General features: G+C 33.7%; 34 protein-coding genes and 2 pseudogenes. 2 read left to right on the plus strand and 34 right to left on the minus strand.

Annotated features, from left to right (window positions below; translation table 11 throughout):
- Window positions 1-280 precede the first annotated feature (280 nt).
- Window positions 281-730 carry a chemotaxis-inhibiting protein CHIPS gene (locus HMPREF2658_RS10430; protein WP_000727649.1) on the plus strand — a complete coding sequence of 150 codons (450 nt, stop codon included), beginning with the start codon at window positions 281-283 and terminating at the stop codon, window positions 728-730.
- 96 nt (window positions 731-826) lie between these two features.
- On the opposite strand, the pseudogene HMPREF2658_RS14630 reads toward HMPREF2658_RS10430, so the two are convergent.
- The 4 genes and pseudogenes from HMPREF2658_RS14630 to HMPREF2658_RS10450 all read right to left on the minus strand — a co-directional run.
- Window positions 827-1,165: pseudogene (locus tag HMPREF2658_RS14630) on the minus strand (SH3 domain-containing protein); the annotation flags it as partial.
- A 645-nt stretch (window positions 1,166-1,810) separates the two neighbouring features.
- Window positions 1,811-2,302, minus strand: coding sequence for a staphylokinase (sak, locus tag HMPREF2658_RS10440; protein WP_070854403.1), 492 nt, complete (start codon window positions 2,300-2,302; stop codon window positions 1,811-1,813).
- A gap of 190 nt (window positions 2,303-2,492) precedes the next feature.
- Entirely contained in the window at window positions 2,493-3,248 is a 756-nt protein-coding gene (locus HMPREF2658_RS10445; protein WP_000861038.1) for a CHAP domain-containing protein, read from the minus strand.
- A gap of 11 nt (window positions 3,249-3,259) precedes the next feature.
- Complete coding sequence (locus tag HMPREF2658_RS10450) at window positions 3,260-3,514, minus strand: phage holin (RefSeq protein ID WP_000611512.1); 255 nt, start codon at window positions 3,512-3,514, stop codon at window positions 3,260-3,262.
- Between the two features lie 51 nt (window positions 3,515-3,565).
- On the opposite strand from HMPREF2658_RS10450, the gene HMPREF2658_RS10455 reads away from it, so the two are divergent.
- Entirely contained in the window at window positions 3,566-3,673 is a 108-nt protein-coding gene (locus tag HMPREF2658_RS10455) for a hypothetical protein (RefSeq protein ID WP_001791821.1), read from the plus strand.
- A 52-nt stretch (window positions 3,674-3,725) separates the two neighbouring features.
- Here HMPREF2658_RS10455 and pepG1 read toward each other — a convergent pair.
- The 30 genes and pseudogenes from pepG1 to HMPREF2658_RS14725 form a co-directional block, all read right to left on the minus strand.
- Window positions 3,726-3,860, minus strand: a pseudogene (pepG1, locus tag HMPREF2658_RS14345) (type I toxin-antitoxin system toxin PepG1).
- 191 nt (window positions 3,861-4,051) lie between these two features.
- Window positions 4,052-4,348, minus strand: a complete 297-nt coding sequence (locus tag HMPREF2658_RS10460; RefSeq protein ID WP_000539688.1) for a DUF2951 domain-containing protein — start codon at window positions 4,346-4,348, stop codon at window positions 4,052-4,054.
- A gap of 57 nt (window positions 4,349-4,405) precedes the next feature.
- Entirely contained in the window at window positions 4,406-4,693 is a 288-nt protein-coding gene (locus tag HMPREF2658_RS10465; RefSeq protein WP_001040261.1) for a hypothetical protein, read from the minus strand.
- Between the two features lie 46 nt (window positions 4,694-4,739).
- Complete coding sequence (locus HMPREF2658_RS10470; RefSeq protein ID WP_001153681.1) at window positions 4,740-4,892, minus strand: hypothetical protein; 153 nt, start codon at window positions 4,890-4,892, stop codon at window positions 4,740-4,742.
- Window positions 4,882-8,667, minus strand: a complete 3,786-nt coding sequence (locus HMPREF2658_RS10475; protein WP_000582165.1) for a phage tail spike protein — start codon at window positions 8,665-8,667, stop codon at window positions 4,882-4,884. Before HMPREF2658_RS10475 ends, HMPREF2658_RS10470 begins: the two co-directional genes overlap by 11 nt.
- 15 nt (window positions 8,668-8,682) lie before the next feature.
- On the minus strand, window positions 8,683-10,167 hold the full coding sequence (locus tag HMPREF2658_RS10480; RefSeq protein WP_000567408.1) for a phage distal tail protein: 1,485 nt from the start codon (window positions 10,165-10,167) through the stop codon (window positions 8,683-8,685).
- Window positions 10,164-14,693, minus strand: coding sequence for a phage tail tape measure protein (locus tag HMPREF2658_RS10485; RefSeq protein ID WP_001796452.1), 4,530 nt, complete (start codon window positions 14,691-14,693; stop codon window positions 10,164-10,166). The genes HMPREF2658_RS10480 and HMPREF2658_RS10485 overlap by 4 nt, the downstream gene beginning before the upstream one ends.
- A 56-nt stretch (window positions 14,694-14,749) precedes the next feature.
- Entirely contained in the window at window positions 14,750-14,887 is a 138-nt protein-coding gene (gpGT, locus tag HMPREF2658_RS14720) for a phage tail assembly chaperone GT (RefSeq protein WP_176747428.1), read from the minus strand.
- 50 nt (window positions 14,888-14,937) lie between these two features.
- Complete coding sequence (gene gpG / locus HMPREF2658_RS10490; RefSeq protein ID WP_001096355.1) at window positions 14,938-15,288, minus strand: phage tail assembly chaperone G; 351 nt, start codon at window positions 15,286-15,288, stop codon at window positions 14,938-14,940.
- Between the two features lie 49 nt (window positions 15,289-15,337).
- Window positions 15,338-15,562, minus strand: coding sequence for an Ig-like domain-containing protein (locus HMPREF2658_RS14350; RefSeq protein ID WP_071621395.1), 225 nt, complete (start codon window positions 15,560-15,562; stop codon window positions 15,338-15,340).
- A gap of 41 nt (window positions 15,563-15,603) precedes the next feature.
- Window positions 15,604-16,248 (minus strand): major tail protein, encoded by a 645-nt coding sequence (locus HMPREF2658_RS10495; protein ID WP_000268733.1) that lies wholly within the window; start codon window positions 16,246-16,248, stop codon window positions 15,604-15,606.
- On the minus strand, window positions 16,249-16,656 hold the full coding sequence (locus tag HMPREF2658_RS10500; protein ID WP_000565498.1) for a hypothetical protein: 408 nt from the start codon (window positions 16,654-16,656) through the stop codon (window positions 16,249-16,251).
- A complete protein-coding gene (locus HMPREF2658_RS10505) occupies window positions 16,653-17,057 on the minus strand; it encodes an HK97 gp10 family phage protein (protein WP_000114227.1) in 405 nt (134 codons plus the stop codon). The genes HMPREF2658_RS10500 and HMPREF2658_RS10505 overlap by 4 nt, the downstream gene beginning before the upstream one ends.
- Window positions 17,054-17,416 (minus strand): phage head completion protein, encoded by a 363-nt coding sequence (locus tag HMPREF2658_RS10510; protein WP_000755150.1) that lies wholly within the window; start codon window positions 17,414-17,416, stop codon window positions 17,054-17,056. The genes HMPREF2658_RS10505 and HMPREF2658_RS10510 overlap by 4 nt, the downstream gene beginning before the upstream one ends.
- Window positions 17,400-17,684 carry a phage head-tail adapter protein gene (locus HMPREF2658_RS10515; protein WP_000150936.1) on the minus strand — a complete coding sequence of 95 codons (285 nt, stop codon included), beginning with the start codon at window positions 17,682-17,684 and terminating at the stop codon, window positions 17,400-17,402. The genes HMPREF2658_RS10510 and HMPREF2658_RS10515 overlap by 17 nt, the downstream gene beginning before the upstream one ends.
- Window positions 17,674-17,958 carry a Sec62 family protein translocation protein gene (locus HMPREF2658_RS10520; RefSeq protein WP_000238236.1) on the minus strand — a complete coding sequence of 95 codons (285 nt, stop codon included), beginning with the start codon at window positions 17,956-17,958 and terminating at the stop codon, window positions 17,674-17,676. The genes HMPREF2658_RS10515 and HMPREF2658_RS10520 overlap by 11 nt, the downstream gene beginning before the upstream one ends.
- Before the next feature lie 19 nt (window positions 17,959-17,977).
- Complete coding sequence (locus tag HMPREF2658_RS10525; protein ID WP_000154559.1) at window positions 17,978-19,123, minus strand: phage major capsid protein; 1,146 nt, start codon at window positions 19,121-19,123, stop codon at window positions 17,978-17,980.
- 23 nt (window positions 19,124-19,146) lie between these two features.
- A complete protein-coding gene (locus HMPREF2658_RS10530; RefSeq protein ID WP_070854405.1) occupies window positions 19,147-19,890 on the minus strand; it encodes a head maturation protease, ClpP-related in 744 nt (247 codons plus the stop codon).
- Window positions 19,874-21,061: a phage portal protein gene (locus HMPREF2658_RS10535; protein ID WP_000025274.1), complete on the minus strand. Its 1,188-nt coding sequence runs from the start codon at window positions 21,059-21,061 to the stop codon at window positions 19,874-19,876. The genes HMPREF2658_RS10530 and HMPREF2658_RS10535 overlap by 17 nt, the downstream gene beginning before the upstream one ends.
- A gap of 15 nt (window positions 21,062-21,076) precedes the next feature.
- Window positions 21,077-22,738 carry a terminase large subunit gene (locus tag HMPREF2658_RS10540; RefSeq protein WP_000625088.1) on the minus strand — a complete coding sequence of 554 codons (1,662 nt, stop codon included), beginning with the start codon at window positions 22,736-22,738 and terminating at the stop codon, window positions 21,077-21,079.
- Window positions 22,735-23,079, minus strand: a complete 345-nt coding sequence (locus HMPREF2658_RS10545; RefSeq protein WP_000402904.1) for a hypothetical protein — start codon at window positions 23,077-23,079, stop codon at window positions 22,735-22,737. Before HMPREF2658_RS10545 ends, HMPREF2658_RS10540 begins: the two co-directional genes overlap by 4 nt.
- Before the next feature lie 130 nt (window positions 23,080-23,209).
- The gene (locus tag HMPREF2658_RS10550; protein WP_000988336.1) at window positions 23,210-23,509 is read right to left on the minus strand and encodes an HNH endonuclease; all 300 of its coding nucleotides are present in this window, start codon (window positions 23,507-23,509) and stop codon (window positions 23,210-23,212) included.
- 231 nt (window positions 23,510-23,740) lie between these two features.
- A complete protein-coding gene (locus HMPREF2658_RS10555) occupies window positions 23,741-24,157 on the minus strand; it encodes a hypothetical protein (RefSeq protein WP_000590122.1) in 417 nt (138 codons plus the stop codon).
- A gap of 27 nt (window positions 24,158-24,184) precedes the next feature.
- Window positions 24,185-24,385, minus strand: a complete 201-nt coding sequence (locus tag HMPREF2658_RS10560) for a DUF1514 family protein (protein WP_001622114.1) — start codon at window positions 24,383-24,385, stop codon at window positions 24,185-24,187.
- Entirely contained in the window at window positions 24,385-24,534 is a 150-nt protein-coding gene (rinB, locus tag HMPREF2658_RS10565; protein WP_000595265.1) for a transcriptional activator RinB, read from the minus strand. Before rinB ends, HMPREF2658_RS10560 begins: the two co-directional genes overlap by 1 nt.
- On the minus strand, window positions 24,531-24,917 hold the full coding sequence (locus HMPREF2658_RS10570; protein WP_000592207.1) for a hypothetical protein: 387 nt from the start codon (window positions 24,915-24,917) through the stop codon (window positions 24,531-24,533). The genes rinB and HMPREF2658_RS10570 overlap by 4 nt, the downstream gene beginning before the upstream one ends.
- Entirely contained in the window at window positions 24,914-25,120 is a 207-nt protein-coding gene (locus tag HMPREF2658_RS10575; RefSeq protein ID WP_000195803.1) for a DUF1381 domain-containing protein, read from the minus strand. The genes HMPREF2658_RS10570 and HMPREF2658_RS10575 overlap by 4 nt, the downstream gene beginning before the upstream one ends.
- The gene (locus HMPREF2658_RS10580) at window positions 25,117-25,362 is read right to left on the minus strand and encodes a hypothetical protein (protein WP_001282074.1); all 246 of its coding nucleotides are present in this window, start codon (window positions 25,360-25,362) and stop codon (window positions 25,117-25,119) included. The genes HMPREF2658_RS10575 and HMPREF2658_RS10580 overlap by 4 nt, the downstream gene beginning before the upstream one ends.
- 36 nt (window positions 25,363-25,398) lie before the next feature.
- The gene (locus HMPREF2658_RS10585) at window positions 25,399-25,935 is read right to left on the minus strand and encodes a dUTP diphosphatase (RefSeq protein WP_001066447.1); all 537 of its coding nucleotides are present in this window, start codon (window positions 25,933-25,935) and stop codon (window positions 25,399-25,401) included.
- Window positions 25,928-26,098: a hypothetical protein gene (locus HMPREF2658_RS14725; RefSeq protein WP_000714403.1), complete on the minus strand. Its 171-nt coding sequence runs from the start codon at window positions 26,096-26,098 to the stop codon at window positions 25,928-25,930. The genes HMPREF2658_RS10585 and HMPREF2658_RS14725 overlap by 8 nt, the downstream gene beginning before the upstream one ends.
- Window positions 26,099-26,128 lie beyond the last annotated feature (30 nt).

A 26,128-nucleotide genomic window follows, 5' to 3' on the forward strand; every position in this document is an offset into this window, starting at 1 on the left:
ATAGATGAAAATTTGAACACATTGCTGTGTCTAAGATAAATATAGCACATATTAATTACTATTAATAGAAAAATTATAGCGTTTTTTAGATTATTTCAATTTATCGAGACCAAATTCATCAAAACACTAATTGAATTTTAATTTTTAGTTAAAAATAATTAATCTTTTATTAATTTCAAGTTAATTAATATATTTCGTCGATTAGATTAAACTCATTTTAGGAATTTCGCAAAACTAACTATAAATTTAAATATAGAATTTAAGGAGAATTAACATCATTATGAAAAAGAAATTAGCAACAACAGTTTTAGCATTAAGTTTTTTAACGGCAGGAATCAGTACACACCATCATTCAGCGAAAGCTTTTACTTTTGAACCGTTTCCTACAAATGAAGAAATAGAATCAAATAAGAAAATGTTAGAGAAAGAAAAAGCTTATAAAGAATCATTTAAAAATAGTGGTCTTCCTACAACGCTAGGAAAATTAGATGAACGTTTGAGAAATTATTTAAAGAAAGGCACAAAAAATTCTGCTCAATTTGAAAAAATGGTTATTTTAACTGAAAATAAAGGTTACTATACAGTATATCTGAATACACCACTTGCTGAAGATAGAAAAAATGTTGAGTTACTAGGTAAAATGTATAAAACATACTTCTTTAAAAAAGGAGAGTCTAAATCATCTTATGTAATTAATGGTCCTGGAAAAACTAATGAATATGCATACTAATAGTAGTTACATAAATTAAAAGGTAGATATTTCTTTTTTATATAAAGGTTTGGCAGACATTTCATAACTTGCCAAACCTTTATATATATCTAATTATCAAACTGCACTAAACTTACCAAAACTGCTTATTCTATTACCTGCCTTGTCTACCTCTCCTGTCGCTATATAACGACGTTGTCCACTATTAGCAATATAAGTAATCCATCTATAGCCATTAATGCAATATGCGCCGTCATATTTGATAGTTGCGTTATTGGGTAATACACCTGTAATTCTTGAATTAGTTGAATAGCCATCCCTCACGTTATTACCTTTAACATTGGCAACTGTGTAATAACCAGTCTCTTTTTTATACGGTACATTGTTTTTATCGAGTGTATAACCTGCTGGCACTGGTGAATTCTTTTCATTTTTAGCTGGTGTTTTAACATTACTGATACCTGATACACACTTCCAATAAAAATAACCACACCATTTAAGATGCGGTGTAGCGACTGTAATATTTCTATGTTGTTGAGATATATGTATCGAGTGAAGGGCAAAAAGGATATCAATTGCAGGATAAGTGTTAGGTTACTAGGCCACTTAACAGGCTATATAGTTCACTCCTACTATATACAGTTAATTATAACATAAAAAGCACCCCGTAAACTATTATACGGGAATGCTAAAGTCATATATACTACGAGGGAGTAGTATGAAAACTATGCTCTCTATCATAAGAAAAACACCCAGTGACATGCTTGGGTGAACAAGGATAGATGTAAATAGTTGATGCATGTGTAACACATCATAACAAAAAACTAGCCCGAAAGCTAGCTATAACATACAATCTTTCTAGACGTCCCTTGAATACGTCTAGAAAGATTATAACATAAAAAAATAGGCAAGTACCGAAGTACCTGCCTAAAAAAGGATTATCCACTTTTTCATCCTAACTGATTTCTCCCCATAAGTCACCTAATATCTGATTAGGTGGGGAAGAACCATTCGTGCATGAATGAGAATTTGATGAAAGATAATTTTCACTACACATATTCAATCAAGACATTGCTTTCTATAATAAACAACTATTTTGTTTTATTTCTTTTCTATAATAACCTTTGTAATTAAGTTGAATCCAGGGTTTTTAATATGCTCTGATAAATCTGGGACAACAAAACCTTTTTCTGTTATAGGGAAAGACTTCGTTTCTTCTTTTTTCTTATTATTATCATAATAAGTGACTTCGATCTTTGCGCTTGGATCTAATTCAACTACTCTAAACTCTTTATATGCTGTCGCATCTAATGCCCATTCGACATAGTATTCAATTTTTTCTTTTGTAAGTGTAGTCCCAGGTTTAATAGGAAACTCGACATAATGAGGGGATAGCAATTCATTTCCTTTACCATCAACTCCAGTCACATTTACCATCAAATACGGGCCTGTTGGTTCAAAATAACTCGCGTCATCGCCTTTTTTATATTTTCCTTTGTCGAATGAACTTGATGCACTTACCTCATTAGTAATTGAAGAAAATGAGAATAATAACAATAAAACAGTTAAAAATAATAAACCTCTTTTGAGCATGGCGCTTCCTCCAAATATAATATATTTGTTTTTATTTATCTCTTTTTATAGCTAACACCCTTATTTAAGATGATAAATATCAACAACTTCATTTTATATTGAGAAAATATTAAAAATCAATAAAATATTAAAAGAAACTAAAATTACATTAAAAAATAATTAACAAATATTTAACATTTTAACCTAAGAATTAAAACACTTCTTTCACAATCAATCTCTCATGCCATATCCACTCATTATGATTGTTCCAATAAATGCGACACCAACCATCTATAATTTCAAACACATATATTAATGTTCCAGGCGCGTATACAGCCTGTCCAACATCGAATCTATAGTTAGTACGATTATCACCGTATCTAGTGGCTGAAGTAGCACCTAAGCCGTCGATTTTCGCATTAAAATAAGCACCTTTTGACCATTTAAGGTTATAAGGCGCTTTACTTCCAACTGTTATTTTACTTGCAGATTTACCGACTGCTTTTTGAGCAGGTGGTTTAACTTTATTTGTGATCTTATTCATTAAGCCCTCACTTTTATACTTAGGTCTAATAAAGTGAGTACAGCCGTAATAATTATCCCAACGTAACTTTGCAGGCGTATTTGCGTTACCGTCATAGTTCTGTTCCAAAATTAAAAATTGGTTTGTATTACCACCATTAAACACTAAACCAATATGACCGTATTGTTTATATATTCCTTTGGTAAATACAGCCACATCACCTATTTGTGGAACAAACGATGGTGTGTTTTCATATACTGTTGCCATGTTTTTAAAATCGTTATTGATTGCATCTTTTGCATTTCCCCACATTCTAATTTCTAACAACCAATAAATGTAATCAACTGCTAAATCTGCACATTGGTAACCATACCAACCGTCAAAATCAATATATCTACCTTGATACCAACGTAACCTTGCTCTTGCTTCACTGTATGTTTTCATTATTTTACCTCCTAGTATTTTCTTCTTGGTTCTTCATATTCTAAAGCTTGGTGGCTATCACCTATACCTTTAGTAGTCGGGTCTTGAATCACACCAGTTAATACTAAAAATCCTAATATAGCGTTTAAACCGTCTGTTAATTGCTCTGTATAAACTTGGATATCATACCCAATAGCTTTTGCGATGTTTTGAGCAAATAAAAAGATAGCTGACAATATCGCTACCCAAAATGATTTTTGTTTCATTCTAATTTTCCAATTAATCATATTCTTATCTCCTTTTACCCAAAATAAAAAGACGACTAATAAGCCGTCTATTTGATATTTATATTATGGTGTGTTAATTTATATATAGAAAAAGGGCAACATGCGCAAACATGTTACCCTAATGAGCCCGTTAAAAAGACGGTGGCTATTTTAGATTAAAGATTAAATTAATAACCATTTAACCATCGAAACCAGCCAAAGTTAGCGATGGTTATTTTTTATTGCTTAATTCAATAAGCTTGATTACTAGACCTATCAATGCAATAAGGAATAAACCAAACTACAACATGGTACTAATTGTAATCATTAGGCGTCTCCTTTCTAAAGATTTCAGTAATGCCACCATAGGCACCACCTCCTTATACTCAGATAGCCACCATCTATCCAACTTGCTCACTTCTGCATATTACCATAATTACAACAATAAATAAAAAGTCAGTACCGAAGCACTGACTAAAACTTATTTACATTTACCGAACCAAAAACATGTCCAGAAACTATAACCAAAGATTAGTTTAAACATTTTATTCACCTCTCTTATATGCCCATAAGCATACGCAATAATGCTATAATTAGCGACCCAAATATTGTCCCAACTAAACCAAGCACCCACATTTTCATATCACGTATGTTCTTATCATTTTCTTTCTTATTCTTTTCATCTATTTCTCTTTCTTTTTGAATAGCATCTAAGGTTTTATCTAATTTAATGTTAACTTGCTCTTGGGTTTTTTGACCTAATTTAATTTCGTTGAGTGTGCTGAGCATTGTTTTATCATTCTCTTCTAACCTTCTGATGCGCCATTCATGTTCGTGTTTTTTGAACCACCCCAATTCAGTACACCCGCTTTCTAAAAGAATAAAGATTATGAGTATCTAACTCATAGCTTTTCATACTGTTTCAGTGTTAACTGTTACCTCTGGAGATAAATCTGATCTTTCAACTACTTCTTTAACTACTTTCACACGTTGTTTTTTGTTAGTTAATTGATATAACAAATTTAACGTCTCCGCAATTTTCTTAGCGTTTTCTTCAGATTTAAAATCTTGAGCATGGTTAACCATTTCAGAAGTTGTAAAACTTCCTGTGAAATCTTGATATACTACACGTTCTGTACCTTCTTTGTCGATTTGTACTAAAATAAACCTTTCTGTATTGTTGATAATTTCTTTTGCCATAATTAAATGACCTCCTTAAATTTTTGTATAAAAATAGTGCTAAAGATTACTCTTCCTCAGCACATTGTTGATTTTCTTTATTTTCTTGTATATACGCTTTTAACATCGCGTTTTCTTGTGTTAACCTCATAATTTCCTGTGATAAATAATGAATTGTATATTCAGGATTAGCTTGTAATCCTTGTTTGTTATCCTGCATTCTTTGACTCCTCCAATTTCTTGATTCTTAGTTGTTGTTCTTTGATAACAGGGATAAGATGAATCCATAGACGATCATACGCTATACCTTCAATTTCTCCTTTGTCATCATACGTGACAAACTCTTTTAATCCTAAATTCTCCACCTCTTCAGCAATCAAACCTACGTATCTATCAAGTTTATAGGTGTCTTCCGATAATTTTCTATCTTCTCTCAGCTCTCTAGCTAAAATTTCAGACTCAGCTTTATCAAACCACGTTCTAATAGGTAAGTTAAGAATAGCTTTTGAATGTTCCAGTTGTTCATCTCTATCGTTATATTGATTTTCGATAGATAACTTGTATTTACGCGCTGATGTCGAACGCCCAATTGTGCCAGCAGAAGTAATATGCAAATTAGCTGCGGCCGAATAAGTACGTCTATAAATTGAGTTAGAAGCTATCCTATCTCCTGCATCATCTGAACCTACAGACAGTAGGTCTGTACTCTGTATATGAATATACCTATTACCATCACGTCGTTTCAGCATATTAAATTTGCCATACCCTGCTTCGATTGTTGTATCTCCACCTGTTGCATATCGTCCATTAACAATTTGAACAAGACCTTTATTTCTTTCTTTAGAAAACCTGATACCCGCACCGTAATCATAGTTCTCATCAGAACCAAACATAATATAACCGTCACTCGAATAAGCATTATCTGCATTAGACAGCGTGAATGCAAATCGGTTTAATCCAGGCACTTTGTCTGTGTTTGGATATAAATACACCGGTGCCTGTTTGCTTTTGATATTCGATGAAGCGTAAGACTCCAGAACAACCCGATTATTATCTGACGTTAGTGCAACGACACCACCATAGGAATTGATTGTTATGCCATTCATACCGCTATCACTGTAAGTTTTATCCCACCATTGAATAGTACCGGATGAACCTCCGTCTTCGCCTTCTCCATCAATATATGTTGAAATACCAAAATGTGACATATAAAGTGAACCGCCTGCGGTATTATTTCTAAACCTTAGATGTCCATCTTTAAGACGTGTGAATATATCATCGGTTGATCGTTTGCCTTTCCAAGTTCGTTGCACAATACCACCTAGTTCAATAGAATCATTCTGTATTTGAACATATCTGTTATTGTTACCGCCTTTAATTCCAATTCTATTAACATTGATATCAAGACCCTCTCTTGATAAATTAAGGCTGTTGACAATATCGGTTTTATCTACTTTATCTCGCATATTTTGGATAAGAAGGTTTATTTCTCTATTACCGTTAATATCAATTTTATCAGCATTTAATCTAATACCACGTGGCCCCACATTTAAAGCTTGAGCCACTCCGTTATCATCATATCTGATTGTTGTTCCATCTGTAACGTTTTGGACAATCTCGTTTAATATATTTGAAAGTGTACGATTGGTTGCATTAAACTCTTCTTTAGTAGTTCTTAATTTGATTTCCTTACCATTTTGTATAATTTGAGAACCATAGCGAGTCAGTGTTCTCCTCTGTGCATCTGTGCTTTCTTTGACCTTGTTGTCTGTATAAGCATTAGCTTTCTTTTCAGCGTTTCTAGCCTTTAGTTCTGCGTTTTGTTTTGCCTCTTCAAGTTTAGCTTGAGCATCTTGTATAGCGCGTTGCTCTTCTTCCGAAATTTTACCATCAGCATACGCTTGCGATTCCTTCTCTTTAAGATTATCTTGAGCATCAATGTATGATTTTAAAGCTTCTTGCGCTTCTTGATTTGCTTGTTCAATACTTGCTTTAATCTCAGGATTATTGGACAAATCACTTAACTGGTCATCAGTATATTGTTTTTGTTCTTCCAATCCGTTTCGATATTCGTTTAACGTAACTTTATCTTTGATTTCACCTTTTAAAGTCGTTCTCTCAGCTTCAGCAGTATCTAAACGTTCAACAATACCGTCTTTGTCTGTTTTATAGTCCGATGTTTTTACATAGTCACGTAATTGTTCTTTTGTGGATTCTCTAGCTGCTTCAATAGCTGATTTAACAACATTAGGTTCTCCGACTAACTGCAAATCTTCATTCACCGTTAAACCAAATTTTGTTGCTATTATTTCCAACGCTTCTTTATATTTTTCATCAGTGTATTGTGACTGTAATAATTTAAATCTATCTGAAATGGCGATTTTGACATCTTCTACATCTGTATAAACATCTTGTAATTTCTTTCTATACTCAAGAAATAAAGTTTTTGTATCTACCAACCGACCAATCGTTGCAGTTTCGGGTGTCATAGATTCTAAATTATTTTTAATTTGATTATAAACATCAATCACAGCGTCTAAACTTGCTTGTAAGTCCGCTTTCAAATCATTATCTACTAAGTACTCGCTATTCAGTAATTCTGTAGCTTCTGACAAAAGACTAGCGTGTTGTATAGATAAATTAATAAAAATATTGTTTAATTCACTGAATAGCGCTTTCTCTCTTGTTATACCACCTAATTTTTCAACATCATTTGGTGTTGCTTCAATCCATCGACCATTCCAATATCTACGCAAGACAGCAACATCAGGGTTACTTGTATCATACCAAAGCGTATCATTGACTGGATTTTCTGGCGGTGTATCACTTTTATGAATTTTGCGTTCAAAGTATTCTAATTCACCATCTACAACATCTTTTACTATAGTATTGATATTGCTAATATTGTCGTTTAATTTTTGGTGTATTAGGTTTAATCGCTTGTTAAACTCTTCTCGTAATTCTGATTCTTTGAACTCTTTAGGTTGACCGAATGTATATGTGCTATTTTCTGAAATTATGTTATATTCTTCAGCAATAACTTCTGCCTCTACATACAATGGCGGGTTAAAATCTCTATGTTTTACTCTGACTGTATCGCCAATTGATATAATCTCGTGCGGATACGTAACTTCCAAATCAGTAGAAGTAATCTCATATGACATAACTGCCGACTTACGTTTATTTAACTCTGTTTTGGCTAAAGAACTTAATCGTGTTTCATTCATATTTTGATCATCTGATTGTGGTTCATATATCCCCCAAATATAGCGCATAGGTAGGTTGAATTGACTTTGCGCTTCGTCATCTGTCACAACTAGCTCTAAACGCTTCCCTTTGTCATTTTCAGGTCCCACAGCAATTAATGCTGTTTTGATTTCTGACATATCAATCTTCCTAGTTAACCCGACTAAATCTTTACCATATTCAATTTCTTTACCTTTGAATAAGCTGTTTTTCTTTTTGAGTACTACATATCTACCTTTGACGGTATTAGAGCTAAGCTCAATATAAAAATCTAAAACCATTTTATAGGTTGTACATAATTGCTTTAAAACTTCATATCTAGTTTGATAAGAAGTCCATGACGTAGTACGTAAGCCATCGTATTCGGTTTGTTCAGAAACTTCCCAACCTGTATCGCTCAACACATCTTTCAATGCTTCTGAAGTTGTCTTTTTCTCAAATTTTCCTGGTGCATACGGTTTAGCTGTTGTTATATCAGCAAGATAAGACGCTATACATTCTATCTCTGTGTAGCCGTCCATCGTATCTTGAACCCAGTTAATAATAAATTCACGCCATTGTTTGTTTGAATCCCTTATAATAACACGATGTCGTTCACGGAACTTTTCAGCTCTTTCTGATGATATGAGCAGTTCAAGCATTTCTGAATTGTCATTAACATTACGTTTATGAATCGCTCTAACTAAGGAAGGGTCATCAGTAGAAAGGAAATCTATAATCTTGTCGTTAAAATCTAAAACATGTATCACACTCTCATCTCCTTTCTATAAATATCTATCTTGCCATTTAACCGTCGTATCAAAGACGTTTTCAGGTTGTATGATTAATTCACTGTACCCAGAATCAACATTGAAATAATTACTTCCAAACGATTTCTCGCTCAACATTGGTTCCTCATTGATGACAACACTTTTTGCTTGCATATCTATTTTCACTAAATCACCTTTTTGTATAATGACATCCCTTGCGCCTTTCGGTTTCGGTAGAATCTCCGTATTGAATGAACCTAATCCATTCATCTCCATCCACTTATAACCGTTATACTTCGCACTATAGATAGCTATGATAGAAGCTGGACGCTGATAAAACTTACCGCCATCTATCCACTCTTTCTCATCCATATCAATAGGTTTACGTCTATCTGGGTCTTTAATGTGATCAAATTTCCAAGTTTTAATAGAAAATTTATTACCTACTCTTCTGAGCCGCATATAAACAACGATTCTGTCCAAGTTATACATTATCGGTTTATTCTGATAGTCGTATATCTTTTTGGGGTCTCCTTTTTGGTTATACAACGTAACAACAATATGTCCTATTTTTCTATCATGATATTTATTTTCATAACCAATAGAAGCAAGTAACTTACCATCACTATCATAAATATGTTGTGCTGTTCTTCCGGCACCTTTACCTTTTTGTTCAACAATACATTTATAGGTAATTTGAAAATCTGTCATCGCTTTAGGGAGCCCTCGTTTCGTGCCAGCACCAACCCAACCTTTTGCATCAGGAAAATTAGTTGCTTTATATCCTTCGCCAAGATTGGATATCACAAAGTCACCCCCGACCTTACCACCTAAGTCATTACTTGGAATATCTTCAGTAATCATCTTAGTCCAACCTTTGAAATCACGAAACTCACTATGATAAACAGGAGGCATGTAATCCTTAACTTCTTTGGTTACCTCATCATCACCAACCATAAAATAATCTTCATCATTTTTAGTAATCATAAAGTAACTAGATGGTTTAATTGCTCGGGCTTCAACAATTAAAGGAGTGTCAGCAGTCCCACTATTTACAACTGAAACTTGGTCTGAAATCGCAGTATTTTTATTTCCTGTTACTGAATATTTGTAAGGGTCTGTTAGTACTACTTTGATAGTGAACTTAACAGGTATTGTAAATTCTTTGTGCAGCTTTATTGGTCCTTCGAAATAAGCGTTCCAGTACCAATCTTTAGATTTGAATTGTAATTTAACTTGTTCCTCGTAGTTAAAAAACTTTACTAATTCATTCAAGACGTCATCATGTGTTTTAATGCCGTTGTGAGATAAATAGTCATTACGTACCACCAAAGGTATATCAAAACTATAAGATTCAAGCCTACGCCCTTTATATATAGACCCCGAACGTCCATCTACATTTTCTGTTTTTAAAACATAATTAAAAGAGGGTATTTCAAACCCTCTTTCGACATACAACCAAGGAATTGTTTTGTTGTTCACTTTAATAGTGTCTATCATTGAATAGCAATTCCTCCTTTTCTAAACTTTACTTTTGTTGATTCTTGCCTTTCTCGCTTTTCTATAGACGCGTTCACCTTTTTATCAAAAGCGTATTCGTCAATAATCGGCTGATAATCTTTATCTGCAATCACATCGTTAGATTGTGCTATTTTCAGTAATAAAGCTATTTGTTGTTGCTGTTGTTCAATCATTTTCAATAATAAGCTAGGATCATCAAACCCGTTTAAGTCTGATAATTGGCTAGGACGCTTATTTTTACTCGCTTTTTTCCCTCTTACTTCTGCTGCTGCATAATGCAAAATCTTCATTGCATCATTTCTACGAGCTGGATCTGTTGGAATAATCCATTCTGGATGACCGTCTTCACCTAAGTTATACCAACCATCAAAAACTTTTCCACCTGTAGCATATGCGTAATCACCAGCACGTTTAAAACCACCCCAACCATATCGTCTAACAATGTACTGCATTGCTGAGATACCTTGATGTACTGGATTATTATAATTAGTGTACCCTCGTTTAGCGTTAGCTCTAAAAGTTGAGCCGATAATTTGGAATAATCCTCTAGACGGGTCTCCTCTTTGAGCATTAATATCCCAATTATTCACTGCATTTGATTGATAGTTGCTTTCACGCTTTGCAACTCGCATCATCTGGTCATGAATCCACTTACCTTTATAACGTCCTCCTAAAATACTTTGCGCTTGTCGGATTACTCGGCTGGCATAAGTTGCACCACTTCCAGAAGTAGCATCACCGCCACCAATTGATAACCTACCTTTTTTCTTTGCATTTCTTAAATATGGTTCAGGGTTAAAATGGCGTCCGTTTCTCCTCATTTCAAAATGTAAGTGTGGTCCTGTACTAAATCCGGTATTACCAGTTAAACCAACAACATCGCCGGGCTTTACCATCGTGCCACTAGGTGGTGATTTGCTAAAGTTTTTCAAATGCGCAAATAGCATATCGATAACGCCACTAGTAATTTTTACATAGTTACCATAACCACCAGACATAAACGGCATTCTTGTAAGTCTACCACCCATAGGCGTTCTAACTTCTTGATATACAAATGGAAAATCGACACCTTCATGAAATGGTCTTCCAGTTGCAGCGGTATAAGCTGCGGTACGTCCATAATGATAATTAATTTTGTCAGGGTCTAATATTCCGCCGACTAAATCGCCACCGCCCATAGCTTCTAAATTTTCTTTTATCCAATCAGTAGCACTTTTCTTAATCTTAGACCATGCAGCTTTTGTTATGTCGCCTGCAATTCCCATTCCTTTAGTTAAAGAATTGAAATCAATTCCAAAAGCTTCAAGTATATAATTTAAAAGTTTTCCTGGATTTTCAATAAAATCTAAAACATCGCCAACTTTATCGCCAAGCCATTTGGTACCTTTACCTATTTGATCTTTTGTCCAGTTAAATGCTGATGATGCACCGGACTTAATATCTTTCCACATAGTACCTAAACTAAATCTTGGAAGAGTTCCGTTTAACATTGAATAAGTTTGTGCACCGTTATATACTTTTGAGCCTTTAGGTAAATAAGCAGTAGTATCTGTATTTGGTGTGATTACACGTTTACCATTAGGGAATTCAATCATTTCGTTTCTAAAACCATTTGGACCATTTCCGCGTCCCTTATCTCCAACTGTAGCGAATGTGTCACGTGCAATCTTACCGTTCTTAACTAATCTTGTAGTAGTATGTGTGTGCTCTGTACCAGTATGTAACTTAGGTATTTTATCCATGCCCAACTTACCACCGACCCAGTTTAAACCGTCGATTAATTTATTAAGTCCTTTTTTAATAGCATCTACCATACCGCCGATATGACTTTTAATTTTGCTGATAATACTTTGTAAGCCGTCACGCATATTTGTAAAAATTCCACGTACCTTACTCCATAAACGGCTAGCAATTCCTACCGTATTATCTTTAATGGAATTCCAAATATTTGACATCCAATTTCTTAAATTACTAAAAATTTCTTTCGTCGCATTCCATAAATTAGTAAATTTTGATTTGACGCCACTAAATAATGACTGCGCTTTTCCTATCGTATTCGTACGGATACTACTCCAAGTATTAGATAACCAATTTTTCATATTCGTGAAAATTGATTTGACACTATTAAATAAGAATCCAAAAATACTTTTTGTCGCATTCCAAATTGCTGATAAAGATTTACTGAATATACTTTTTATTACGTCCCAAATACCTGCTATTAATCCTTTTAGCAATCCGCCAAAGTACCTAACAACGCCAAGTATTTTGCCTACAAACCATAATTGAATTAAATTCCATATTAATTGAACGACTCCTTTAAGAATCATAACAATCGCATCCCAAACTCCTCGCCAATCTCCAGTAAATAAACTTGAGAAGAACTTAATTAAACCTAGTATGATATTTAAAGCTCCTTGTATCACACCTTTTATATTCTCCCAAGTACTGACAATTAAAGCTTTAACCGCCGGCCAAATAAATTGCATCACTTGCCAAATCGCGAACATGATTGGTTTAATTACAAAATTTATAATAAATTCAAATATAGCTTTGATAAAATTGCATATATTTTGAAGCGCTTGAACAATAGAAATTCCGTTTTCATTAAAGAATCCATTAATTTGACTCCAAATATCTTTAGCAAAATCAACTATTGCTGATATCGCTTGTTTAAAGATGTTTTTAACAGAATCAATGAAAGGTTGAATAAATTGAATAAAATTACTAAATGTTTGTTTAACACTTTCAATTGCACCATTAACAAAATTTCTGAAAGTTTCAGATTTCTTATAAGCAATTGTAAATGCGACTGCTAAGCCAGCCAAAACACCTAATACAATGCCAATTGGACCAGTTAAAGCCGTGAAGACAGTTCCTAATATAGGTACTTTAGTCGATAAAAAACTAATTAATCCATCAGCCTTTGCAATACCAGCTAATAGTGGGGCTAATACAGTTACTGCATTGCCAATTGTACTTATAAATGCGCCTAATCCAAAAACTACAGGACCAATTGCAGCAGCAATACCACCGAAAATAACAATTGATCTTTTAGAACCATCACTTAAATTGGAAAACCAATCAACCGCTATAGATAGCTTTTTGATTAATTCTTCCATTACTGGTGCAAACGCACTTTCAATAGAAGTCCATACATCAGCACCTACTAATTTTAATTTATTCATTGCTACTTTAAATCTTTCGGAGCCACTTTCAGAATCTTTAAACGTTTGATTTACTGTGCCTTGGGAATCTTCGATAGTTTTTAAAAATTCTTGATAACTAAAACGACCACCTTTAATAGCATCTGCTAAATCAGGACCTGCTTTTGCACCAAATGCTTCAATCGCTAAACTTGTTGCGCTAGCTATATCCGGCGTCTTTTCAATTTCTGCTAATGTCTTCTTAAATTCTTCTCTTGGATTTTTACCAGCTTTACCCCAATTGGATATAGCTTTTTTCAAACCACTGAAGGCTATTTCAGTATTAACACCTGATTTCTCCCATTGAGAGAATAAAGCGATTGATTCTTTCATCTCAAAGCCCATAGCCCTCATTGGAGCACCGTATTTAGTAATGCTATCAGCTAATGTATCAACACTTATACCGCTAGCCTGTGCTGCTTTCGCTACCATATCAAGTACACTTTGATACTCATCAGCTTCAATACCTGCATCACCCATTGCACGCGTAATTAATTGAACGGCTTGTACGCCTTCAGAACCTGTTATGTGACTAAATTTCAAGAATGACTCTGTGGCACTCTCAAGTTCTTTGCCAGTGAAACCTAACCTTGTGTTAACTTCCCCTAAAACACCGCCTACAGTCTCAGCATCTGCTGGAAAGTTGCCATAAACATCTTTAAATGAATTCTGCAACTTCTTAAGCTCTCCGCCGGTTGCTCCTGTTGCTTGGGTAACTGTATCTAAACCTTTATCAACTTCTGCAAAAGCTTTTCCTGATGCTGCTGCAATACCTAAAACAGGTGCGGTAACACCAATCATCAAACCTTTACCAATGGATTTTAAACCATCACCCATTTTTGTTAATTTAGGTCCCATACTTTCAAAAACTTTACTGGTTTTTCCCCAGCCACTTTCTGCCATTCTTTGAGCTTCAACTTGAGCTTTTTTGAACTCTTCAAACTCAGTTGTTGTTTTTTCTAGTTCTTTTTCTAAAAAATTCAGCTCATTTGCTTGTTTGTTATATTCTTGTCGTAATTTTTGAGCTTCCGCGCTGTTTTCGCCCTGTTCTTGAGATACCTTGCCATATTGCTTGGCTAAATCATCAACGTTTTTCTTATAACCTGTGATAGTTCCATCAAGTTCTTTAATCCTTTGTTTGTAACTATGAGTTGATTTTTCGGTATATTTGAAGTTGTTACCGGTTAACTTTAAGTCAGAATTTAAAGTTTTAAAGTTTCGTTTGATTTCTGCAAATGATCTATTTAAATTTGCTGCATCTAAATCCAAACCTATAGATAAACCTTTTATTCTTTCTCCCATTTTTTACCTCCTTTCTAAAAAAGTTCAAAAAAATAACCCTAACCAAACGGTTAAGGTTAAAACGCATCAATTAAAGCCTCTGCTTTTTCTTCAGAAATGTCATTGTTGTTATTTTGATATATGGAAAGTACATAATGAAATGGCATTTTTAAAACTTCGTTAGCGTCTTTACCATTTTCAATTAAGTCCATCATGAGAGTATCCATATTTTTCAACATTGCTTTATATGTTAAATCTTCAGGCTTTATTTCATGTTCTGGATAAAATTTCTAGTTTCCTCAGTTTGCTGACCTTGAGTAATGAAAATTACTTGTTCACGAAGTGCATTCATTCCATCAGGTGCATGCATACGTTCTTTTAGGTCTTTAACTGTGAATTGGTTATCGTAAATTTTTACAACCATATCCATCAATCTGTCAGCGATTTCTCTTGGTTTCATCGTGCTATTTTCGTCCTCAATATCATCGATTAAATCCATTGCTTCGTATACAATTTCAAATGAAATGAAGTGTGGTGTTAAGTACGTTTGTAATTTAATTTCATTTGCTTTCGGGTCTTCTACTAATTGAATAATGTTACGTTTTAATTTTGCCATTTTATAATACTCTCCTTATTTTCAAATAAAATAGAGGGGTTGCCCCCTCTTATGCTTCTACATTTATTGTTATAGTGTCACTCATATTACCAACTGTTGCTTTAACCGTAGCAATGCCTTGTGCTTCCGCAGTAACTTGACCATCACTATTGATTGATACAATATTCGTTTGATCTGTTGTGTATTTCAATAACTTACTTTGATTAGATGGCTCTACTACAACATTTAAATCGTATGTGTCGCCAACTTTAAGTGTTTTAATGCTATCTGGTATATTAACCGACTTTACCGCAGTTTCCGATGAAGCCGGTTTCGTTACAAAGTTTCTTCGCTATCCTCTGTCACGTTTCCAGTATATTCTTCGCCTAAAATTTTCTTTAAGAAAGCCTCTTCGCCTTTTTCACCGTCTCCATCATGATTTGTCATGTTAGCTGAATCAAAGATATACTTACGTACTGACTTTTTATTATCAACTAAAGGGAAAAGTGCCTCACCTTCAACCTCTTCACTTGAGAAATCCCAATCTTTCTCAGCCGTTTCTCCATCGATTTTAGGATTTGTAAACATAACTTTAGGTAATAAAACTGTTCTAAATGTACCGTCTCTACGCTCTTGTCTGAACCATACAGCTACGTAATTGTTTTGTTTACCTTGTTTCTCTTCGTAAACGCCATCTTCATCATAATCTTCATTAAAAACAATTTTGCGAATCTCTTTAGGGAACGCATGCATTTGTAATGAGATTTTACCTTCTCCGTCTGTATTCCCTGATTCAATTGGACCGCCATCAGCATAAGCTGTTTTAAGTTCTCCACCAGTTTCAACACCAATTTTTTGTAATCCTTTTGTTTTTGTAATATCACTATATTTTAATTCCGCGCCTTCTTTCGTTAATTTAGCGAAACCTAAACCAGTAATGTTAATATACGCCTTTGGCGCACTTGCATGTTTTACTGCCATTTAATTTTCCTCCTTATAAAAAATGCCCTCGTAAACGCGAGAGCTTCTATATGTTTTAAATTCTTCTATATATTCCGGTTTTCCATTTGAAACATTTCCCATTTTTAGTTCAGACCATAATAACTTTTGAATGCGATTAGATATCTTATTTCTTATGATTCTCGCATTATATTCATCATTGTACTTAACAAAAACATCTATTTGGACAATATAACTATATGCACACTCATCTCCGTCAGTATAAGTTGTAGGTATTGGGTCGTCGATATCGTCAATAACAATAAAAGGTACATCAGTATCTTTTACATTAGGGTATTTATTGAACTTAATATTATTGATATTTACGTGCTCTCTAATAATTCTGTCTTGACTAATCACTTCATGAACTTTGTACAAAATATCAATCACAATTTTTTCAACTCCCTTTTTAGCGTCTCAAAATACTTATTTTGCCCTTGTCTTATTGCTCTATTAACACCGCCCATAGCTTTAGGTTTGATAAATTTACCTGTTCCTTTTTGAACGTGTCCATATTCAATTAAATGTACGATTTTATAACGGTCTTTAGAACCTCGCCAATAAACAGTAATTGTACGTTTTCCGTTTATCCATTCAGGTTTACTAAAACTTACCTCATTAATTAATGCTCCCGTATCTTTTGAGGGCTTTAGTTGTTTTTTTACTTCTTCAACAATTACCTTAGCACCAGCTATTAGCGCCTTATCTTGAACTTTTACCATCTCTTTTATGCCAAAACGTTTTTCTAATTCTCTTTCTAATGCTTTATCACCTATCACTTTCACACTCATGAACTATATCCTCCACGAATCATAATAAAGTCTTTATTATCCAAATCTGGTGATACTTGCTTTATATTCAAACGATTTTTGAAATATCTTGATTCAATTTCAAGATAATGTTCTTCACTGGGTAAATAATCACCTTGCGGATCACGAATATACAATTTAATGTCATTTTGGGTTCCGTTTGAGATAGCTTGTTCTAATTCACGTAACCAGACACCATCAATACTCGCCCAACAGCTATATAATAATTTTTCTTCTTTTTCTCCAGCTTCTGGACCATTATTTTCAGTATACTTATAAAAATGAACACGAGTATTTAAACGTTTAGTTGTAATTCTAGGTTTTTTAAACACTTTCTTCATCTTCTGATACCTCCATTAGAGATAACGAAAAATCTATTATTTCAGGTCTGTAATTATCGTTGAAGTGTTCTAATAAATCTTGATAAGCATATCTAGCGCGTATAAGTATCAATTCTTGACCTATTAAATTCTCTAATTCAAAAACTCCGCACTGATTTTTTATACGCTCGTACGACATTTTTAACAACTGCTTTAAGTACTCATCCTCTGAATTATGGTCAATCTTTTCAAGTGATTTAAATTTGACAAGCAAATCATCAATCGTCATTGTCTTCACCATTCAATAAGTCGACGATTTCACTTTTAACCATTGAACTAGACGCTTTTTTTTGTAATGATTCGCATAGTTCTAATAATTCTTGTTTTGTCAGCTTATCTAAAGGTACGATATAAACTTTGTCGTACTTATTTTTGATTTGATTTGTCAACAATTCAACACGAGGATTGTTATACCCTTCAGCTGGATACAACTCCCCTACTTTGTACTTGTGTTGATTGTGCTCTATGTCTTTAAAAGCTCTAACAACTTTAAATTTCACCATTTTATCACCTCATAAAATTTTATAGTGTTTCTTCGGTACCTTCTAAAGCTGGCTTATGTCCTTTTAAATCTAATTTCCAAACAGCAGCAACTTTATTATCTTTCGCTTTGCCGTAAGCAAATTGTTTTGCAGTGTATAAATCCATATCATCTAACGCAAGTGTTTCTTTAAATTTCTGAACATTAATACCACCAGCTAAATAACCATCATATAAACCTTTAACGTACGTTAAAACCTTACCTGCTTCTTGGACTGTAGACTCGATAACATTCAAATTAAATGGTAAAGCAGTAACATATACGCCATTTGCATTTAAATGTGTATACTGTGCTTGAACCTCAAAAGCATCGGACGGATTAACAACCATTGTTACATTACCTTTAACCGCTACTGATTTACCTTTCTCGTTAGTTGAGTGGTATTTAAACACTTGCGTCAATTCATTAACTGTAGCGCGCGGATTAGCAAATGTAAGCGTACCTTGTTCTTCTTTCTCTGGATAAGCACCCTCAGTTACCGATACACCTTTTTGTACTTGACGGTTTAAGCCGATTGGTTGGTCTTTACCAGTACCTTTTAAGAACGCAGTTTCAAGCGCCACTGCAAATGCTTCTTCGATTTGAACACGAACAAATCTTTCAATCCACGCAGGACCAAAATCATTTAAATCTTTTGGTAAAACAACAAACGCTGTCAATTTATTTTGAATTGCTGTTTCTTCACTGAACGCAGCATCTAATTGACCTTTAATTTCACCATAGATTTTACCCCAAACGGCTACGCCAGAAGTTTCAGATTTTAAGAACTTCAAACGCAAACCAGCGTTTTTAATACCTAAATCAGCTAATAACGGATGATTCGTCGTCAAATCTTCAAAAATTCTATCAATTGTTTCTTCTGGCAAAAGTTTTTCTTCTTTATAGTTAACGTTTTTATTGATATCCATGAAGAAACTTCTTTGGTTTGCACTCAAAGATTGTGCTGATTTAGGTAAACTAGAAACTCTTTCAGCTTCTGCTTTTGCTTGTAATTTAGTTTCTTCAAATAGTTGGTTAATCATGTCACCGTACAATTCATTTTGTCTTTCTTGCGGTTCACCGTTGTTTACTGCATTAATAAATTCGTTTTTCGCATTTGCGAATGTTTCCGATAAATTTATAGTCATTTTATGACCTCCTATTTTTTGTATTAAAAAAGGAATCTTGAAAATCCATTTGCTGATACTTTACTATCTGCAACATCGATTTCTGATTCCTTTTCTTTCATATTTATTTTTTCAATTACTTTATTTGCTATTGCGTCAATATCAATGTTAACCTCTGGCGTTTTACTTACCAAAGCTGTTACACGATTTAATACATCTTTCGATAACACTTGTGTATTGCTTGCTACAATTTGCATATTGTCGTTTTCAAACATTTTACTATCCGCAAAACCTTGTTCAATGGCTTCATCAGCATTTAGCCACGTTTCCCTAGCCATCATTTCTACAAGTTCTTGTTTGTTTTTACCAGCTCTAACCGCATATGCCTCAGCCATTATTTGACCAACATGTTCTAATGTTTCTGCAGCATGATTTAGATCTTTCGCTTCTCCTTGCGCAATACTTGAAGGATTGTGAATCATCATTCTAGCAACCGGACTCATTTCGATGTGGTCACCAGCCATTGCGATAAGCGATGCCGCACTTGCTGCTATTGCTGTGATACGAACATTCACTTTGCCTTTATGAGCTCTTAAATGTAAATGTGTATATATTTCACTACCAGCTACTAGGTTACCACCATTTGAGTTAATTATAATATCAACATCTTCATCACTAAATTCTAGTTGTGTTAAAACATCTTTAGGACAAGTCGAATCCATACCAAGCATTTCGTAAACCCATTTATCTTCGTTGGAAACGATGACGCCTTTAATCTCCGCTTTCATCTTCATCACCACCTTTCAAAGTGTTTTCATCTTTTTCTTTTTCATCATTTTCACCACTGTTAGCTTTTTCGTAGTTTTTAGTAATCAGGTATTCGTCTAATTCAGGATTGTCTGATGGTTCTTCACCTAACATAATCCGCACCTCATTCCTTGTAAATGAACCAGAACTTACAAGTTTGTCAATTGCTTCAGCATATTGAAGTGGGTCTTTTTTATTCACACCGACAATTTCTATTCTTGTATCTTTCAAATACATGCTTTGTGTTATGAGTTTCGCGTTTAATTCGTTCTGAATCTTTTTTAATAAAGGTGTTAAACAGAACTTCTCAAATACAAGCGTGTTTTTTTCCAAATCAGCTGTTTCTCCGTAAATCAAACCTGGAGGTATACCAATCATCAACGCAACATTTTTTATTGCATCTCTCATTAGCTCACTCAATTCAGAAAAAGGCATGTTACTATTCTTACCACCATTAGATAATTCCTCATAATCAAAACCTTCTATCAAAGGCGCGATTGCTAGTTGATTTTTATTAAAAGTATTGAATAATTTATTTGTGAACGCTTGTAATTTTTCTATATTCTTTTCGTCATATGCGCTAGAGGCAGATTTCAAAATCCCTCTTATTTGATAGTTTTTTAATTGTGCACCTATCATTCTTCCGAATATTTTCCCGTAATCTTCGAATAGACTTTCTACAAAGTGTGTCACTTTATTGTTGTTGTACTTTAAATATATGACCTCTTGCATTGTGAAAGTACGTTGATAAGTATAATCTTTAACCGTTACATCTTTGAATATATCATCATACAAAGCGTACTCTTCTCTGTAAAAGCTATCTGCGATAAGTAATTCTTTGCTGTCACTTACTACGATTAAAACCTCGTTATCATAAATTAGTTTATATATAACTTGTTGCCAAAAACTATCGCTTGATAAGTCAGTATTTGGTTTTATATTTAACTTGTAGTAAACATCATTCTTTTGAATTCTATTACCTTCCAATACTTTAAAATGACTTTGAGCGACAGCTCGCGCAACAAATTCAATACAACTATCAATCGCTAAACGTTTCACATACGCTTGTTGTGATAGATCTTCTATCATATCTAAATCAAGCATATATGTTATATCTTTCCTAGTTTTAAATATCTTTTCTAGAATACTCATGTCTCACCTCCTCTATTAGAAATCTATACTCATTAATGCATCAAGCGCTTTAGACATGTCTTTGTCTACTATATCGTCTGCTCTATATAATGCGTGAACAAAAGCCATGAACCCATCGGTTTTTCTTCTATTTTCATCTTTTTTAATATATTCTTTATTACCATCGGGTTTAACCTTTACTGCAACATTATTAGTAAACCAACGCATCAAAGGATTGTCTCCATATATTACGTTATGTTTCGCAAACATTGTATCGATACGTGGTGCAAGTAATCCATGTATTGCTTTTGGATTTCTAAGTACTTCAAGTTTTATGCCAGCATCCTCAAACGCACGTCTTACAATATCAGTTCTATAATTATCAGCTATGACTTTTTCAAGCCCATATTTTTCTCTAGCCTTTAAAAACCAATCAACTATATATTCAATTTCAATGACATCATCATCGACAATGGTCAATAATCCCATTTTTTCCCATTCTTTAATAGGAGGTTCTAATTTGACATCATCCAAAAACCCTTGTCTTACAAACGAATGTCCTAACCAAATGTAATCATCGTTTTTTCGGAATAATAGCCCTACACTTGCAAAATCTCGAATGTTTGCAAAGTCTAAACCACCAATACACATTTGATTATCTAAATTTGGTATCTCTCTATTAGTCGCTAGTATTTCTTTCCATGGTGCTATTACTTTTTCAAGGTCAACTTCAGGCAAATTCATTCGCTTAGTCATGAATTCGGGCTTATTTGAACGGTTGAATGGTAAATCGTTATATTCTTCTTCAATCGTACTTAGCAGTGTTTTAGCGTATTCTGATAACGGTTTATGTAACATTGGGTTCGCCTTTTCCCACGTCTGTCTGTCATCAACTTCTTTTGGATCGTCTAACTTACAATAAAAAGCAAACAATCTACTATTTTTAACCTTGCCACTTAATACACTTGCAATTTTGTGCTTCATTGCATCGATATAACCCTCTCTAACAAAACCATCAGTACTTATATAAAACGTTCTTCTATTTTTCTTTTTACCTAATCCACCACGTTTGACGTTTACCATTTCAGGACCAAAGAAATAATGAATTTCATCAAAAATAACACACCCCTCACGTCCACCGTCTTTGGTTTTTGTGTTTGATGTGTTATATCGAATAACCGATTTAGTTGCACGGTTTATTATTTTTGCTTTACTAACTTCATAAGGAGCTTTTGGCGTTTTACCCGTCTTATTTCGTTTGTTATCCATTAAAACGGTTCTGATTTCATCAAACGATGTTTTTGCTTGATCTTCACTATTAGCAACAATGGAGATGTGATATTCTTTAACTCCGTGTAAGGGCGTAGAAAGAAAATCACTAATAGCACTTATTAGACCGTTTTTCCCGCCTCCACGTCCCATGAAAATAGCAAATTCTGTAAAGAAAGCTTCATCTGTATTTTTATCTATAAGAAATATATTAGCTATGATAAACCTTTGAAATGGTAATGTTGGAAAATACCATTTTTCAATAAATTTGATACAATCCTCGATTTTCTGTTCATCAAAATATACATCATCTCGTGAATATATATGTTTTTGTAGATAATTAAAGAGATCAATTCTTTCTTTATTTAAAATTATCTTTCCTTGTTTCCACAAATTTATATATTCATCAACGTATTTATTACTAATCATAGGTAATCATCAGATGGCGTTTCTGTGTCTTCTTTCTCTTCGGGCAATAAATCCGATAATTGTTTGATTATTTTTTGATATGCAGCATCTCTAGCATTAAATAGTTTGGCTACTGGTCTTTCCCTTTCATATGGTGGCGCCTTTTCAGATTGAGTAAATAAATCATAGTCACCTTTTTCTTTTATGTCTTCCCACATGTAATCAAGCATTACACGTAGCCTTGCTGCTTGAATAATTAAACCATCAACTACTTTTAATTTATTGCTAGGTATGTCTTTATATAATACTTGCAGCCTTTCTTTTTCTTTAAGCACTAAGTTTTCATCAACTATAATCTCCATTTCATCACCTGCCTTAAAATGGTTATAAGAGGGGGGGTTATACATGGATTTTTAAAATTATCGCGAAGTCGAGCCCCTGCCCGTTCCCCAAGTATTTTGATCGCTTTTGATTTTTTTGACCCGGGGGTATTTACCATTTTTCGTCTTTCCATTTATTTTCTTTTTTTATAAATCTCTTTTCTTTTTTGTTGTGACATTTAATACATAGTGTTTCTAAATTGTTTAAGTCATGAGCAAACTCCGGATGATGTTCTAGCGATAATATATGATCTACATCCAACGACTTACGCTTGCTTTTGTCATATGTCGTTAACTTGCCGTCTCTCTTACATTGTTGACATTCATAATTATCTCTTTCTAGCACTCTTTTTCTTGTTGTTTGCCATTCTTTAGACTTATAGAATCGTATGCGTTCGTCTTTAGTCATCATAATGTTTCACCTTATATAACTTAAGTAGTATCAAGACTCATCTATACTTGATGTGTAGTAATGTATTTACTATTAGTTTGAACATGTTCATACCTCATAAATAAAAAGACACATCACATAGTGATGCGCCTCTTGTTCATGCGTCGTATTAGCATTTAATAACTTTAAATATTAATCTGATACTAACATAATAAACTGTTTTAATGCGGACTTACATAGGGTAAAAGTCCGCTACACATAACCAATATACTTTGCTAACTTATCGATCAGTGCATTCCTTCTACGTAATATACTTGTCTTACTTGTACCAAAGTAATGTGCTATATCTTCCCATTCATAACAACCAATAGGACAATCCCAATATCTAAACCTTAATAACTCAAGCGTATCCTCATCACTTTCATCTATCAATCTATCTACACCGTTAACTATATTTCTTAATGTATTGTACCTGTTATCACTAAACTTCTTTATTGCACATCGTTCAATCGGGTTACCCGGCAAATTACTTTTGCCAGCTCCCGCATTATCTGGTTCATGACTTTCAAGTAATTCATATTCTCGCATCTTCAACTCTCTTCGATAGTTATCGATGTGCTGAATGTATTCTTCAAGCTTTTTGATATCGTGTTTCTCAATCTTTATCATTCAATGCAATACCTCCGATAATATAAATTACTTTTTAATATCGTTATTTATTCGCTTTAATTCAATCCTGTATTCTTTTAACCCGTTGTATCCTTTAGTTTTAACTACTTCATCAAGTAGATAATCATTCATATATCTGAGCGCTTGTATCTCCCTTGCACGATCACTATTAATACTGATACAAACTAATAGCAATATAGCAAATACAATAGTCATAGTAATCCACATCACTCACTTACCTCCGCTCGAAAGACGTAATCACTCGGCGCCTCTACATCATCATTAGCCGTCATCATAATATATACTTGCTCAGTTACATACTTACCTAACTCATACATCGCTAGTAAGAATAATAATCTTAGTATTTGCTTAATCATTTTTTATCTACCTTCTTTACTTCGTATAAGACCGGATATAAATTTAAAAAGTGTATTCTATATCCAATCGTCTTAACTTTTACTTTATCACCTACTTTTAACCTAGCTTGTATGTCTGCGCTATCAAACTTTCCTTTGAAGAATAAGTCTGAGTTTTCGATGACTTGTTTATCATCTAATACAATATAGAATTTGTCCTCTTTATCTTGTCTTTTGTTATATTTATCTGTAATTGTCCCTTGATGTACTTCTTTGTTTTGGTAACTAGCCACTGTATAGATAGGCAATGCGACAACAAGTAGCAATGCGGTTATACCGAATAATGACAGTATTCCAACAATAAAGATGTCGAACCCATCCATATTTTTAAGTTTTTTAATCATTTCCCACACTCCCTTATATTTTCAAACAACTGACCCACTTTAATAACTGCATCCCTTTTAACTTGTTTCTCGTACTTCTCTTTCGCTTCTTCTTTACTCTCTGCCTCAACAACTGTAAACCTTTGATTACTCTTAGCTTTAGTTATGTGTGTATGTTTACGTCCTGTTGAATCTTTGAATGTTGTGACTAAGTATTGTGTCATTCCTCATAGCTCCCTTGAACTTGTTTGAGCTTACTCATAAAAAACATTACTAAAAATGCTATTAAGATATGCGTCTTTTGATGTTTATAAGCAAATGTAGATATCATAAAGATAGTAGCAAGCATTAACATTTCATATATGTTTGTGTGTATAGTCTTTTTACTCTTAAGAAAAATAATTGCTATGCGATAAAAGAGATAAACGCCAAACCCTATTAAAAATATTTCTAACATGTCGCTCACTTCCCCAAAACCTCCTTGACTCGATCTAAGATGTCTTTACACGTATCCTTTTCCTGCGTCTGCTGTTCCATCTTGTCTTTCGTGGTTCCTTTTCATTTTCTTTTTGTATGCGTCAATGAGTTGGTCGATAGAATATAAGTTGTAAGCTATGTCTATCACTATAACAATTGCTTGTTGGTCGGGATAAAATTCTTTGAATATTATCTGTGGTGTACTAACAACTGCGTCTTGAGCAAATTCTTTATCTTTAAAATTAAACATTTTGTGAAATTCTGTATCTTTAAAACTTGATTCAATCGCTTCTTTTATCTCTTCTGATGACACTCCTACTTGATTCGCAATACTCAATCCAAACGCCAACATGTCAGCTAATTCATCAAGTTGTACGTCTAACGGCTTACCTGGTTTCTTCTTCCAGTTCTTAAACGTTTCCAATGTATTAAACCATTCAAAGAATTCAACTACATATGCTATTTTGCTATCTCGTAAGTTCAGCGTTGGTATTCTATCGTCGAACTCCTTTTGTATTTGTAATAACTCTTGTAATTGATCAATTGTTAATGTGTTATTCATTTTCCTGTGCCTCCTCTACATTAATTTCATATTCATCATAATTAAATGATGCTTCAAATATCGCAATAAAATCCGCCTCAATTTCTGCTTCTTCTAAACTTTCAGCCTCGATAGTCTCTTCAATCATGCCAGCGTATGTGATTTGGACATTAAATTTCTTCATTTTCCTGCTCCTCCTCATATTTATAGACCA

The sequence above is a fragment of the Staphylococcus sp. HMSC062H10 genome, assembly GCF_001836945.1.
GTDB classification, from domain to species: Bacteria; Bacillota; Bacilli; order Staphylococcales; family Staphylococcaceae; genus Staphylococcus; species Staphylococcus aureus.

What these genes read in the sequence shown, in the direction of transcription:
- HMPREF2658_RS10430 (WP_000727649.1), top strand. Translation starts at nt 281, where the DNA reads ATGAAAAAGAAATTAGCAACAACAGTTTTAGCATTAAGTTTTTTAACG.
- sak (WP_070854403.1), bottom strand. Translation starts at nt 2,302, where the DNA reads ATGCTCAAAAGAGGTTTATTATTTTTAACTGTTTTATTGTTATTATTC.
- HMPREF2658_RS10445 (WP_000861038.1), bottom strand. Translation starts at nt 3,248, where the DNA reads ATGAAAACATACAGTGAAGCAAGAGCAAGGTTACGTTGGTATCAAGGT.
- HMPREF2658_RS10450 (WP_000611512.1), bottom strand. Translation starts at nt 3,514, where the DNA reads ATGATTAATTGGAAAATTAGAATGAAACAAAAATCATTTTGGGTAGCG.
- HMPREF2658_RS10465 (WP_001040261.1), bottom strand. Translation starts at nt 4,693, where the DNA reads ATGGCAAAAGAAATTATCAACAATACAGAAAGGTTTATTTTAGTACAA.
- HMPREF2658_RS10470 (WP_001153681.1), bottom strand. Translation starts at nt 4,892, where the DNA reads ATGCAGGATAACAAACAAGGATTACAAGCTAATCCTGAATATACAATT.
- HMPREF2658_RS10480 (WP_000567408.1), bottom strand. Translation starts at nt 10,167, where the DNA reads ATGATAGACACTATTAAAGTGAACAACAAAACAATTCCTTGGTTGTAT.
- HMPREF2658_RS10485 (WP_001796452.1), bottom strand. Translation starts at nt 14,693, where the DNA reads ATGGGAGAAAGAATAAAAGGTTTATCTATAGGTTTGGATTTAGATGCA.
- gpGT (WP_176747428.1), bottom strand. Translation starts at nt 14,887, where the DNA reads ATGATGGACTTAATTGAAAATGGTAAAGACGCTAACGAAGTTTTAAAA.
- gpG (WP_001096355.1), bottom strand. Translation starts at nt 15,288, where the DNA reads ATGGCAAAATTAAAACGTAACATTATTCAATTAGTAGAAGACCCGAAA.
- HMPREF2658_RS10495 (WP_000268733.1), bottom strand. Translation starts at nt 16,248, where the DNA reads ATGGCAGTAAAACATGCAAGTGCGCCAAAGGCGTATATTAACATTACT.
- HMPREF2658_RS10505 (WP_000114227.1), bottom strand. Translation starts at nt 17,057, where the DNA reads ATGAGTGTGAAAGTGATAGGTGATAAAGCATTAGAAAGAGAATTAGAA.
- HMPREF2658_RS10510 (WP_000755150.1), bottom strand. Translation starts at nt 17,416, where the DNA reads ATGAAGAAAGTGTTTAAAAAACCTAGAATTACAACTAAACGTTTAAAT.
- HMPREF2658_RS10515 (WP_000150936.1), bottom strand. Translation starts at nt 17,684, where the DNA reads ATGACGATTGATGATTTGCTTGTCAAATTTAAATCACTTGAAAAGATT.
- HMPREF2658_RS10520 (WP_000238236.1), bottom strand. Translation starts at nt 17,958, where the DNA reads ATGGTGAAATTTAAAGTTGTTAGAGCTTTTAAAGACATAGAGCACAAT.
- HMPREF2658_RS10525 (WP_000154559.1), bottom strand. Translation starts at nt 19,123, where the DNA reads ATGACTATAAATTTATCGGAAACATTCGCAAATGCGAAAAACGAATTT.
- HMPREF2658_RS10530 (WP_070854405.1), bottom strand. Translation starts at nt 19,890, where the DNA reads ATGAAAGCGGAGATTAAAGGCGTCATCGTTTCCAACGAAGATAAATGG.
- HMPREF2658_RS10535 (WP_000025274.1), bottom strand. Translation starts at nt 21,061, where the DNA reads ATGAGTATTCTAGAAAAGATATTTAAAACTAGGAAAGATATAACATAT.
- HMPREF2658_RS10540 (WP_000625088.1), bottom strand. Translation starts at nt 22,738, where the DNA reads ATGATTAGTAATAAATACGTTGATGAATATATAAATTTGTGGAAACAA.
- HMPREF2658_RS10545 (WP_000402904.1), bottom strand. Translation starts at nt 23,079, where the DNA reads ATGGAGATTATAGTTGATGAAAACTTAGTGCTTAAAGAAAAAGAAAGG.
- HMPREF2658_RS10550 (WP_000988336.1), bottom strand. Translation starts at nt 23,509, where the DNA reads ATGATGACTAAAGACGAACGCATACGATTCTATAAGTCTAAAGAATGG.
- HMPREF2658_RS10555 (WP_000590122.1), bottom strand. Translation starts at nt 24,157, where the DNA reads ATGATAAAGATTGAGAAACACGATATCAAAAAGCTTGAAGAATACATT.
- HMPREF2658_RS10560 (WP_001622114.1), bottom strand. Translation starts at nt 24,385, where the DNA reads ATGTGGATTACTATGACTATTGTATTTGCTATATTGCTATTAGTTTGT.
- rinB (WP_000595265.1), bottom strand. Translation starts at nt 24,534, where the DNA reads ATGATTAAGCAAATACTAAGATTATTATTCTTACTAGCGATGTATGAG.
- HMPREF2658_RS10570 (WP_000592207.1), bottom strand. Translation starts at nt 24,917, where the DNA reads ATGATTAAAAAACTTAAAAATATGGATGGGTTCGACATCTTTATTGTT.
- HMPREF2658_RS10575 (WP_000195803.1), bottom strand. Translation starts at nt 25,120, where the DNA reads ATGACACAATACTTAGTCACAACATTCAAAGATTCAACAGGACGTAAA.
- HMPREF2658_RS10585 (WP_001066447.1), bottom strand. Translation starts at nt 25,935, where the DNA reads ATGAATAACACATTAACAATTGATCAATTACAAGAGTTATTACAAATA.
- HMPREF2658_RS14725 (WP_000714403.1), bottom strand. Translation starts at nt 26,098, where the DNA reads ATGAAGAAATTTAATGTCCAAATCACATACGCTGGCATGATTGAAGAG.